Genomic DNA, 12,651 nt, shown 5'->3' with positions numbered 1-12,651 from the left:
GGGTAGTGGACTACCTGTTCTCTGTGTATGGGTGCCAGACGAGGTCGTAATGAGACCGTACATTCGTTATGAATTGCAGCGGAGGGGCTGAGAACGAGGGCGTCGACAAACTAGACTTCGAGAATGAGTCAGAGGTGGCCCCTGATTCGAAGACAAGCCGAGTTCGACGTCATCACCGCGTCGCTGAAGGCCCGGTCCGAGTGTTGCGGGGTGGTCCTTACCGGCGATCCCGGCGTGGGGAAAACCACCCTCGCCCGGTTCGCGACCGAATCACTGCCCGGCGAGGTGCGCTGGGTTGCCGGGACGGAATCCGCCCGAAGCATCCCGCTCGGCGTTTTTGCTCACCTGGTGGGTGCGTCGACCTCCCGGGATCCGGTCACGCTACTTTCCACGGCACGGCAGGCCCTCATTCACGACGGCGACACCAACCAGGACATGGTGATCGGTGTCGACGACGCCCACCTGCTCGATCAGCTCTCGGCAACATTCCTGCACCAATTGGCCCTCGATCGGGTGGTCAATATCGTCGCGACCGTCCGGAGCGGTGAGACCGTGCCCGACGCGATCACGTCGCTGTGGAAGGACGGGCACCTTCTCCGGCTCGAGTTGATGCCGTTCACGCGGGAGCAGAGCATCGAACTGGTCGAGTCCGTGTTGGACGGCCCGCTCGAGGGGCTGAGTGCCGACATGATCTGGGAGGCGTCGGGGGGCAACGCCCTGTTTGTCCGGCATCTCGTCGAGGGTGCTCTGGAAGCGGGGACACTCCGCCGGTCCGGCGGAGTGTGGCAGCTGCGGGGGCGCGCCGCGATCACCTCCGAGCTCGCGTCGCTGCTGGAAACCAGGATCGAGAAAATTCCGCCCGATGTGCTGCAAGCTCTTCAACTGCTGACCTTCTGCGAGCCGCTCGATCTCGATGTTCTGTGTGCTCTCGCCGGGGAGAACGCAGTGGAAGAGGCGGAACGACGCGGCTTGGTCAGGATCGCCGAGGAGCGACACCATCTCGATGTGCGCTACACCCATCCGCTCTTCGCCGAGGTGATTCGCCGACGGGTCGGTCGTGCGGCAGGACGCCGGTTACGCGGGAAGCTGGTGCAAGAGCTCAGTAATGGTCCGGTGACGGGTGCGGCACATCGGATACGTCTCGCCGAGCTTGCACTCGACAGCGACCGCTCCGTGGACCCGGCACTGCTCGCGTCGGCGGCTGCGGATGCCATCGGGCTGGCCAATGTCCCGCTCGGTGAACGTCTGGCACGTGCAGCGTTCGAAGAAACCGGTGATTTCGGGGCGGCCGACCTCCTTGCCCGGGCATTGCTGTGGCAGGGGCACGCGGCCGAAGCCGAGGCACTGTTGCTCGCATTTTCCCCCGACTCGTTGACTCAAGCACAGTTGGTGCGCTGGGGGACATCACGTATCGCGAACCTCTTCTGGGCACTCGGCGATTCGGAGAAGGCGGACGACGTGCTCGCAGTGCTACGCGAGCGCGTCACCCAACCGAGTCTTCTTCCGGTCGTCGAGGGAATCGGATCTGTGTGCGCGGTCTTCGAGAATCGACCGCAGGAAGCGGTGGACGCCGCGTGCGTTGTTCTCGCCTCGGAGCGGCCGTGGGCGGTCGAATGGGCGTTCTTCGGCGGGGGACTGGCGCTGGCGTTGATGGGACGCGGCGACGAGGTTCCCGCGTTGGCGGCGCGGAGCGCGGCCGTTGCCGAACAGATCGATGGATTGCTGCGCTTTCCCGCCGGGCACGGCGAAATTCTGGCTTTAACCATGACCGGGCAGTTCGATAGGGCGCAGCGCCGAGCCGAACAGTACCTCGCCTTCGCGTCGAGTGGCCGCTACCTGGCATGGGGACTGGCAAATATCCTGGTCGGGACGGTGGAACTCGTCCGGGGACGGTTCACCGCCGCGGCTCAGCGTCTCGAACAGGCGATCGCAGCACTCGACGTGGGCGATACCGCCGACGCGGTGTCCTGGAGCGTCCCCGCCTACATTGCTCTGGGGCAGACGTACGCCGTGCTCGGCCGCATCCACGAGGGGCAGCGCGTCATCTCGGAGGCGCGAGCCCGCAGTGGACGGCACGTGGCAGTGTTCGGCCCCCAACTCGAACTGTCTGCCGCGTGGCTCGCCGCGGCACAGGGTGAGACTTCGCAGGCCATCGCGCTCGCACGGTCCGCCGCTGAAACAGCGGCCGCTGCAGGACAGTTCGGTGTCGAGGCGGCCGCACTGCACCTCGCCACTCGATTCGGTGACCATTCCACTGCTCCACGACTGGCGGCGCTCGCCGAACAGTGCGACGGCGAACTCGTCCGAATCGCGGCAGCACAAGCATCCTCGTCAGCATCCGCCGACGGACCGGGGCTGGCGGCGGCAGCGGACAGATTTCGAACGGTCGGTGCACTTCCCGATGCCGCCGATGCCTATGCGCAGGCCGCGATCGCCTTCCACCGCGCGGGCGTCAAACGTTCCTCGGTCGAGTGCGCCGCCACGGCCGCAGCACTGGCGGACGAATGCGACCGGATGTTGTCTCCCGCTCTCGCGGAGGCTGCACATCCACTTCCGCTCACGATTCGGGAACGTGAGATCGCATCGATGGTTGCGGCAGGATTATCGAACCGGCACATCGCCGATCGTCTCTTTCTGTCGGTCCGAACTGTCGAGGGACACATCTACCACGCGTGCATCAAACTAGGTGTCGAGGACCGTAACGGGCTCGCCCAATTGATGAACCTCACCACACGACCAACTAAAAACGAGTAGTCGGCTACTCGTGTGCTCCTTCGCAGACCTGAGAACACTGGGGTCGGAACGGACCGTTGCCGGTGTTCGGTGTGGAGGCCGCCATGAAAGACGTCGTTGTGTTGATACCAGGGATCACGGGATCAGTTCTGGCACGGGACGGCAAGGACGTGTGGGCGTCGACTCCGGGGGCTGCACTGCGGGGAGTGCTCTCGCTCGGCAACAACATCAAGCGGTTGCAGCTCGACGGGGACGATCCAGAGGTCGACGATCTCGGTGACGGCGTGGTAGCGACCCGGGTGATGCCGGACTTCCATGTGCTACCGGGCTTGGATTGGAAGATCGACGGCTACACCAAGTTCCGCGTTGATCTGGTGCGCCGGTTCGGGGTGGTACCGGGCGAAAACTACTTCGAGCTTCCGTATGACTGGCGGCGTGACAATCGGGTGGCAGCCCGCAAGCTGGCGCGGCAAGCTCACGGATGGTTGACGCGCTGGCGGGAGAAGTCGGGCAATTCCGATGCACAGTTGATCCTCGTGGGTCACTCCATGGGTGGCATCGTTGCCCGCCTCTACCTCGAATTGCTCGAGGGGTGGAAGGACACCCGGACACTCATCACGTTCGGCACGCCGTACTCCGGGTCGATCAACGCGCTCGAGTTCCTCGTCAACGGCTTCCGCAAAGGATGGGGCCCGTTCACCGTCGATCTCGGCAACCTCATCGGTTCCTTCACCTCCGCCTATCAGCTGCTGCCGTCCTATCGATGTCTCGAAGGCCCGAATGCGTCGTGGTCGAACCTGGACGACAAGATGGACGACTGGACGGGGACCGGGCTGGACGCCGCCCGCATGAAGGACGCGGTGACGCTGCACCGGCAGCTGCGCACTCAGGTGCAGGAGCGACTCGAAGCAGACAGGGACGGGGGCTACGACATCCGTCCCATCATCGGCGACTTCCAGCGCACACACTGGGCTGCCCGGTTGATGGACGGAAAGATCGTATCGCTGTCCGTGCGCGGACCGGGCGAAAGCGGCGGCGACGGCACAGTGCCGAAGTTGTCGGCGACCCCACCCGAACTCATGAAGGGGTGGAAGAACGCCGCCTTCTTCAGCCAGAAACATGCCTCGCTGCAGAACGACGACCCGGTGCTCGACCACGTCGGCGGGGTATTGAACATTGCGGTGATCACCCCGCCGAACGTATTTCCTGCGGTGAGCGAATCGGTGTCGCTCGAAGTCGACGACGTGACGACCGCCGAACCACTGGTGATCCGCGCGCGGACCGACGACCCTGGCGCCGAACTCGTCGCACACGTCGAGCCGACCGTCGGCGGGCCGGTCCGGGAGCATCGGCTCTCGACTTCAGTCGACGGTTGGCAGCAGGCGACTGTCGAGGACCTCGCAGCTCAGGACTACCGCATCACGGTCGGTGCCCCGGGAGTGCACCCCGTCACGGACCTGGTGAGCGTTGTCGACTTGGATGAGGTAGCACGGACAGCGGATATGTAGGAGCTGAAAGGCATGATCCCGCTATCGAGGCGCGGTTTCGAAGAGCTGGAAATCAGCGTCCTCGAAGCCGGGGACCACATGTGGCTCTCGGCGAGATCCCCGCAGGGTTCGGTATTCGCGGTGAAACGACCCCTACCCGAGTGGAAGCTACCCCGCGATGTCACCGGCAGGCCGGTGGATGAACCGGGTGAATGGCTCACCGATGCCGTCCGGCACGCTCGCCCGGACGCCGGCCCTGAAGCGCTCGAGGTGGGCAGGGTGCTGACGGACCTGGTGTTCGGTGTGCCGGAGATCGGCACGCTTCTGCAGCAGACACGTGGCACGGCAGGGACCGCGGGGAACCAGTTGCTCATTCGGGTACTCGCGGCGCCGAGCCGGATCGCCGCATGGCCGTGGGAGTTGTTGCTCGATCCTCAGCGCCCGGACAGGTTCCTGTCCATGGCGAGGGACGTCCACGTGGTGCGGTCGGGACGATCGCGCACATACCCGATCCGGCAAGCGCCGATCGATCCACCACTCAATCTGTTGCTGGTCATGTCGAGTCCCCTTCGGTCGGGCCCGGACGAGTCCGAGGCACCGTTCGACCTCTATGCAGAAAAACGCAGTCTGCTGACGGAGTTGCAGCCGATGGTCGATCGAGGCCTGTTGCGTGTGGTGGTGGAGGATCGCCCCTCGGTCGAGCGTCTGCGGACTCGGATGGGGATGCAACGCCGCGGCTTTCATCTGTTCCACTACCTCGGGCATGCCAATCCCCACGGACTCAAGCTGGAACGCCGCAACGGTCGTGGAACGCTTCTGCCGAGCCAAGATTTCGCCCTTTTGCTGCAACAGCTTCCGGATCTTCGACTCGCGGTTTTCGCGGGATGTGAGACGGCACGCGCGCCGGGTGTCTCGGCGGCGGACGAAACGTGGCCGGGCCAGCTGTCTTCGGCGGACTACTGTGTGCGGGATGCCTGTCCGATGGTAATCGGGATGCAAGCCGTGTTGCCCTTCGGGACGGAGCGACTGTTCACCCGCTTCTTCTATCAGGGACTTACCGCCGGGCAATCCGTAGCCGAAGCACTGCGTTTGGCGCGTCTCGCAATCAACGGCGACGAGAACAGCGGTGATCCTCTGCTGAACTGGGCCGTGCCCTGTCTGTTCGTCGGCGGAAGCGATCCCGGTGCGGTCATCGACCCGGACGCGAAGGCCCGGCCGAGGCCCGCACCGCGCAAGGTCAGTCGCCACCTGGGCGTACGTCAAGGTGAACTGCGCTTCATCTCCCGGCTCACCGAGTTGCGTGAGGCCGTGGACGTGTTGTCCGGAAATACATCGGCGCGGCTTCTGCAGGTGGTCGGCATGCCGGCCACCGGGAAGACCTCACTTCTCGACAGGGTGCTCGAAGAACTCGATCCGGACATCGCGCAGCTTTTCATCAGCGCCAAACGTCTGCTCGCGGAACCCGACCCGGTCCGCGAACTGGCCTGCCTCGTCAAGGAACTGATCGACGGCAAAGGTCTTCGCGCGGTGCCTGCGGGTCGGTTCAGCGCCGACGACTGGTGGGAACGGTTGATCGGGGATCTCGGGGCCGTGCCGGCCGCGATTGTGATCGACGATGCGGACTTGCTCGCAAGCGAGTCCGCCGGAGCATCTGACCTCTTGAACGCACTCGTCACCCTCACCGGACGACGCGGCCGCGCAAGGTTGTCGGTGGCCACCACGAACGATCTCGATCAACTGACGCAGTCGCTGCGACCGTCCGAAGTGCGCACGATCCGCCTCGAGGCACTCTCCTGGCCCGAGGTGTGGCAATGGATCCGCCGCAATCTGCCGACACTCACTCGATTCTCCGAGACGGAACTGTCGAAACTGTACGGCCAACTGCGCCATCTCGAATTGTGGGAACAGCTGGCCGATCTGGTTGGCCAGAGCAATTCGTTCGATGCGGACGATCTGCCGGCCCTGGTCAAGCAAGTCGCGGTTCCACCCGGCAAGGTTTCTACGGCAGCGGCGATCGGCAGCGACTTCTTCGGGACGTCGACCGAACTCGAAGCCGACGTAGGACGACTGTCACACGCGACTCCGGTGAAGCGCCCATTGCAGCTGGCGGTCGCCGGGCCGTTCACTGCCCGGCGCCGTCAGGAGGTCGCCGTCGCACTCACTCAGTGCGCCATCAACCATGGAGTACCAGGGCGGGTCGTCGCCGGCGAAACAGGAGTTGATGAATCTGCACTTGCCGAACTGCTTTCACACGAGTTGGCGTTTACGGACGGTGCGCCGTCGGAGCGCGAAGTCTATCTGTGGTTGGAAGAGGCGGGGCGAGCCGGCGCCGACATCATCGTCCTCGACTACGGGAACGCGGAGCCGACCGACACCCAGAACACGATCATCGCCGATCTGGTCGGAGAGGGTCGACTGGTGATCGCAGCAGGTGATCACTCGGACGAGCCCAGCTTCCCTGCGTGGAGCATCGACGCACTTGCGGTCGGTGCGGTCGAGGACGACGGCACCCTCACCCACGAGACGCCGTACTTCTCCCGAGAGGGCAAGCCGGATATCTTCGCGCCGAGAACAATCTCCGGGACCACCTGCGAACAGATTGTCGATGAACCGGAAATGGAGGGGACGACCTTCGCCGCGCTGTACGTGGCTGTCGCTGCCATGCTGGTGTGGGCAACCGACCGGAATCTGACGGCCTACGAGGTCCGTGCGCTGCTACTGGATACGGCATCCGCGATACCGGCGGGGCGTGGTGAGTCCGCGAAGCGGCTGGACATGGAAGCTGCACTGGACCGAGCCCGCCGCAGGCTCATCGTCGGCGCGCTGGGAACGGAGGCGCTCGAACTCGGGCAACTACTCGCCGAAACGCCGATCCGCCCAGAATTGGCGGTACCGATCCTCGACGCCCTCGTGGCCGAGGGCGGTGCCGTCCGCAAGGTGGTCCGCAACGGTGTCGAGCAATTCGAGCGCAGCGATTCCGCGGTCACGCCGAAGTACGAGTAGCGGACTACTCATGACTGCCATACCTGACGGGGCAAGGCTGGTAGCAACCGGCCAGTACTACCCGAGGAAAAATGATGACCACCGTCAACAGCATGGGAAGCAGTCGAGTTCGACTCGATTCGCCCGCAACGACATTCGCGAGCGAGAAACAGCGGCAGACCGAAGCGGCCGAGCACCGCGCACGGGAGAGGGCCTCGCAGAGACGCGAGCATGTGGACGCGCTCGCCGGTCCCGGTGGAATCGCTGCCGTCGAGAGTCTCGAGCGAATCGCCACACGCCTGGATCGGCTCACCCGCTATTACACGGGCGAGGATGTACCGCAGGAGACCCCCACCGCAGCGTCGGGTGTCCTCGTGGAGGAGGCACTCGACCGGGTAAGCGAGTGGGTGGATAATGACGCGTCGGCCGATCAGGTGCTAGAGAAAATCATCAACACCTCCGATTTCGTGGGAGTGCGCTATCTCGATGCCGGGGTGGCGGCTGCACGGTCGATCGGAAGGGTGCACATCCGCGATGTTCGGGGAAAACTGCAGGGCTACGGGACAGGCTTTCTCGTTTCGCCGACCTTGCTTCTGACGAATCACCATGTGCTGCCGAGCGCCGATACGGCACGCAGTAGCGTGATCGAGTTCGATTATCAGGACGGTATCGACGGTAACCCGCTTCCGGTGCAGGTCTTCCCGTTGGATCCGGGCCGGTTCTTCCTCGCCGATCGGGAGCGCGACTTCGCCTTGGTGGCGGTTCGGGCACCTGCGCGGGTTCTCGCCCAGTTCGGATTCAACCGGCTGTTCGAAGCCGAGGGCAAGGCTGTCATCGGAGAGTTCGTGACCATCGTGCAGCATCCGCGCGGAGACAAGAAGCAAATTGCCCTGCGGGAGAATCGTATCGTCGATATTCCCGAACGATTCCTGCACTATGCGGCGGACACCGAACCGGGCTCCTCGGGCTCGCCGGTGTTCAACGACCAGTGGGAAGTGGTTGCGCTCCACCACGCGAGCGTACGAGCACCGCAGCACACCGAGTTCGGCGGGATCCTCAACGAGGGGGTGCGGATCAGTCGGATCCTGAAGTTCGTCGCCGACCAGGACATGCCGCGTGACTGGCGCGCTCTCGTCGACGAGATCGTCGGCGCGCAGCAGGAATTAGCGACTTCCTCTTCATCGCTCCGGCTGGACGTAGTGTCCAGGGAGGAAATCATCGTGCGCGTTCCGTTGGAGATTACTGTCCGCCTCGGTTCCGCCGAACCTCGCAGGGCCGTCGGCGGTGAACCGATGGACTCCGAGGCTATTTCGATCGACCCCGACTACAGCAACCGCCGTGGTTACGACCCGGGGTTCCTGCGAGTTCATCTACCCTTGCCGGTGCCCGGCCCGCAAGTGGCTTCGATTGCGTCCGAAGAGCTCCGTTACCACCACTTCAGCGTAGTCATGCACACAGAGCGGGCTCTTGCGCTGTTCACGGCTGTGAACATCGACGGCAAGCAGTCACAGAACCCGAAGCGGGACCGTGACCGCTGGATACTCGACCCTCGGCTCCCGGCACACCAACAGACCGGTGAGCGTGTGTACGAGGACAACCCGCTCGACCGAGGGCACCTCGTGCGCCGACTGGACCCCGCCTGGGGCCCGAATGCGAAAGCAGCGAACGACGACACGTTCCACTTTACGAACTGCACTCCGCAGCACCATGACTTCAACGCGGGCAAGACGCTGTGGCTCGGACTCGAAGATTACGTGCTGAAGAACGCCGACAACGCCGATCTTGCCGTGAGCGTCCTGACGGGTCCGGTGCTCGCCGCCGACGACCCCCGCTACCGTGGGGTGGCGCTTCCGCGTCAGTTCTGGAAGACCGTGGCGATGGCCAAACGAGACGGCGGCCTCTCGGTGACCGGCTACCTGCTCACGCAGGCGGCACTGCTGGACGAGTTCACGGAAGGGGAGGAGTCGTTCTCCTACGGCGCGTATCGAACGTTTCAGGTTCCGGTGCGGAGGATCGCCCAGTTGACCGGGCTCGACCTCGACGCCTACGTGGCGGCCGATCCACTCGAACAGGTCGAGGGCACCACTCTGCCCCGCGAATTGATCCGCCCCCAGGACCTCATCCTCTGACGTCGACGACAACTGGCTCGAGAATCGAGTACCGGACTACTCACGACGAACCCACGCGGCAGGGGAGAGGATCGAACTATTCAGCGCAGTGGGGTGATTGGTCCGACATGGAGCACCCCGGCGTTGTCGCGGACCACAGTTCCATCTCACTGGTGAGGAAATCATGAATCGCTACCATCCGTTGGCCCCCGGAACCTACACCGGCGTGAGCAGCGGCTACCGAACTCCGGACCGGCCGGATCATCGCGGCGTCGATATCGCGGCGAACAACGGCACGCCCATCTATGCACCGACAGACGGCACCATCGCTCATGTGGGAATCGACGACGACCCTCAGGGCTACGGCTCCTGGCTGGTGATCGACTCCCAGACTCAATGGGGTTTGGATTTCACGTTCGGCCACACGCCCCCATCGTCGTTCATCAACCCACACACTGGGCAACAGTGGAAGTTCGGCGATCCAGTGCACGCGGGTGAGCAGATAGCCGTGGTCGGCTCGGAGGGTGGTTCGAGCGGCCCTCATCTGCATTTCGAGACATTCGGTGCGCCGGGCCGCTTCGGCGGACCCGATCTGGATCCCGACTCGACATGGCTGAAGGAGGCCAAAGATCCGCGTGAGGCGCCGAAGGACAACGGACACACCTCGTTGGTAGGCAAGCTCCTGGTCGACTTCTCCGCTGGTGTCCCCACAGCTGCTCAGATCCAGTCGGGCGGATTCGCCGGTGCCATTCGTTACATCTCCGACCCGAGGGCGGAATGGATGCTCGGCAAACCGCTGCGGAGGGAGGAGGCCGACGCCCTGCGCGCACGCGGTATGGTCGTCGTCTCCAACTTCCAATTCGGTAAGTCCGACTGGCTCGGTGGAGCGGAGCAGGGTCGACGGGACGCCGAGCGGGGCATACAGATTCACCGTGAGGCCGGTGGCCCCGAGACGGCGGCAATCTATGTGTCGGTTGACGCGTCGCCCAGCGAGGAACAGTGGAATACGCTGGTTCGCCCGTACCTGCTCGCGTGGCAGGAACGGCTCGGCAAGACCAGGATGGGTGTCTACTGCAACTACCCGACCATCGAGTGGGCGCTCCGCGACGGCGTCGGCACCTACTTCTGGATGCACAATTGGGGCAGCAACGGTCGTGTACACCCCGCGGCGCACCTGCACCAATTCGAGATCGACAAGCAGAAGGTGGGAGGCGTCGGCATCGACCGGAACCGTATCCTCAAAGAGCGATTCGGCCAGTGGGACGGTGTCGCCGCGGACATTCCGACCCCGGTCGTCGAACCAGTGCAACCGCAGCCGGTCACGTCGCCCACTGGATACCCGATCGCGTGGTACGGAGGCCCGGGGTATGACACCGGTCACGGTGCATATCTGCGTATCTATCTGCACACCACCGAGAACCAGGACTGGGTGGCCCGTGCCGAGAATGTCGCCAACTACCAGGCCGGAGCGCAGAACGGCAGCTACCACTACCTGATCGACGATCACCACATCATCAACACCGTCAGCACCAAGAACACCGCTTGGGGCGTGCTCAGCGACAACCGTGTCAGCGTCCAGATCGCGATGGTGGGCACTTCGGGAAACACTGAAACCTGGAGTGGCGCCAATCCGAACCGCGAGGAACGGCCCAAGTCGCGCGAGCAGTGGCTCGCTCACACGAAGATGCTCGACATGGTGGCTTTCGTCATCGCCAAGGTCGCCACGGAGTACGACATTCCGATCGAGCGCGTCGACATCGGCGGGGTGGGCCACAATCGCAAGGGAGTGAGCAGCCACAACAACTACACGTACGGCTCGCGCGTTCTCAAAGGTTTCAAGGATGGGACGCACTGGGACGTCCCCGACACCTTTCCCTATGACGTCGTGCTGACCGCGGCGAAGCGGTACGCGGGACTCCCCGACGATCCCGATCGCTTTCCGCTACCGCCCGGTCACTACTGGGGGCCGCTGGACGGGCCCACCGAATCGTGGTCGAACACCTTCGGCAACGAACCGCAGTCCTCGAAAGACGGCCTGAAGCGCTGGCAGCAGACCATCGGTATTCCCGGCACCAGCATTTTCGACAAGGCCACCCAAGATGTAGCGACGCGAATGCAGCAGCTGTGGGGATGGCCGGTCACCGGGAACGTCTATGAGGGTGAATGGAACGAAGTCATCCATAACGGGTGGCGGTTGCCGGCACCGGAACCACCCCGGCCGGCGGTTCCGATCGAGGCCGGGCCCAAGGTGCACCACTCCAAGAAGATCAAGGAGGTGACGGGTCCGGGGCTGACCGACAGGTTCGGCATGGCCGCAACCGATCTCGGCGTGATGGCACGCACGCCGTCGGGACGACTACTGGCAATATTCGGCGACACCTTCCGCGGACCCCGAGTAGGTGAAGGTGACTGGCGTTCGCCGGTAGCGCTGTTCTCCGACACCAAGAAGCTCGACGAGGGAATCGTGTGGAGTGAGGCCGCCGGCGGCGACCCCCGCTATGCGCGACAGCTCTGGGACTACCAACACGACAATCCGTTCTTCTCGACAGTTCTCCCGTCCGACGTCGTCACCATCGGTGACACGATGTACCTGCATGCCATGGTCAACAAGGGCCTCGGCAACGTCGTCTGGACCGAAATCTGGAAGTCGACCGACGACGGACACACCTGGCAGCACACCGGGGCGAAATTCGATGCGGGGATCCACCGCGGGCTTGCCCAGCTCTGGACGTGGGATGCTCCCGGGGACGGATGGGTCTACGTGTTCTCCACCGGCTTCCAGCGTGACAAACCCCTGATCCTCAGGCGTGTGCGCGAGGACAGGATCACCGACCGGAATGCGTACGAGGGGTGGGGTTGGAAGGACGGCGCGTGGCGCTGGGGCAACGAGCCGACCCCGGTGCTGGAGAGAGCGCACTCAGCCGCCAAGTTCGGTGAAATGTGTCTGCGGGCAATCCAGGGTAAGTGGGTACTGGTCACGTTCGACAGCTCCGACGCGGGCGGCTACGACATCGACGTGCGCGTGTTCTCGGAGATCACGGACAACCTCTACGAGGCACACAAGAGCACGCCCTTGCGCGGGGTCGGCTGGGGACAGGAGGGAGACGACGCCGTGGCACAGCTCTACGGTCCGTCGATCGTCCCCGGTTCGAAGTTGGACGGTGGGTTCCATATCTTCGTGAGTCAGTGGAAGACGGAGGGCCCCGACAAGGGATGGCCGTACAGGGTGCTGCAGTTCAAGATCCCCGTGTCGAGCCCCGGGTTCCGTGACGACGGGGGCGTCAACCCCCACGACGGCCGGTAACGGGTTGCCTCCCGATCTGCGGATCGGGAGGCAACCC

At 64.1% G+C, this 12,651-nt stretch carries 5 protein-coding genes; all 5 read left to right on the top strand.

Going from position 1 to position 12,651, the window contains the following annotated elements:
* Positions 1–123: 123 nt before the first annotated feature.
* On the top strand, positions 124–2,754 hold the full coding sequence (locus tag R4P95_RS17190) for a helix-turn-helix transcriptional regulator (protein ID WP_317745819.1): 2,631 nt from the start codon (positions 124–126) through the stop codon (positions 2,752–2,754).
* Between the two features lie 83 nt (positions 2,755–2,837).
* Positions 2,838–4,241 carry a lipase/acyltransferase domain-containing protein gene (locus tag R4P95_RS17185; RefSeq protein WP_317745820.1) on the top strand — a complete coding sequence of 468 codons (1,404 nt, stop codon included), beginning with the start codon at positions 2,838–2,840 and terminating at the stop codon, positions 4,239–4,241.
* 12 nt (positions 4,242–4,253) lie between these two features.
* Entirely contained in the window at positions 4,254–7,223 is a 2,970-nt protein-coding gene (locus R4P95_RS17180) for a CHAT domain-containing protein (protein ID WP_317745821.1), read from the top strand.
* 71 nt (positions 7,224–7,294) lie between these two features.
* A complete protein-coding gene (locus R4P95_RS17175) occupies positions 7,295–9,331 on the top strand; it encodes a DNA/RNA non-specific endonuclease (protein ID WP_317756818.1) in 2,037 nt (678 codons plus the stop codon).
* A gap of 163 nt (positions 9,332–9,494) precedes the next feature.
* Positions 9,495–12,614 carry a DUF4185 domain-containing protein gene (locus tag R4P95_RS17170; RefSeq protein WP_317745823.1) on the top strand — a complete coding sequence of 1,040 codons (3,120 nt, stop codon included), beginning with the start codon at positions 9,495–9,497 and terminating at the stop codon, positions 12,612–12,614.
* The last annotated feature ends 37 nt before the right edge of the window (positions 12,615–12,651 follow it).

It is taken from the genome of Rhodococcus sp. IEGM 27, from assembly GCF_033142305.1.
In the GTDB taxonomy this organism is placed as follows: domain Bacteria; phylum Actinomycetota; class Actinomycetes; order Mycobacteriales; family Mycobacteriaceae; genus Rhodococcus_F; species Rhodococcus_F oxybenzonivorans.
Note: the sequence above shows the minus strand (reverse complement) of the source record. Positions and strands in the feature narration are given on the sequence as shown.

Excerpts from the sequence above, each read along its gene's own strand:
- R4P95_RS17190 (WP_317745819.1), top strand. The coding sequence starts at position 124 with ATGAGTCAGAGGTGGCCCCTGATTCGAAGACAAGCCGAGTTCGACGTC.
- R4P95_RS17185 (WP_317745820.1), top strand. The coding sequence starts at position 2,838 with ATGAAAGACGTCGTTGTGTTGATACCAGGGATCACGGGATCAGTTCTG.
- R4P95_RS17180 (WP_317745821.1), top strand. The coding sequence starts at position 4,254 with ATGATCCCGCTATCGAGGCGCGGTTTCGAAGAGCTGGAAATCAGCGTC.
- R4P95_RS17175 (WP_317756818.1), top strand. The coding sequence starts at position 7,295 with ATGATGACCACCGTCAACAGCATGGGAAGCAGTCGAGTTCGACTCGAT.
- R4P95_RS17170 (WP_317745823.1), top strand. The coding sequence starts at position 9,495 with ATGAATCGCTACCATCCGTTGGCCCCCGGAACCTACACCGGCGTGAGC.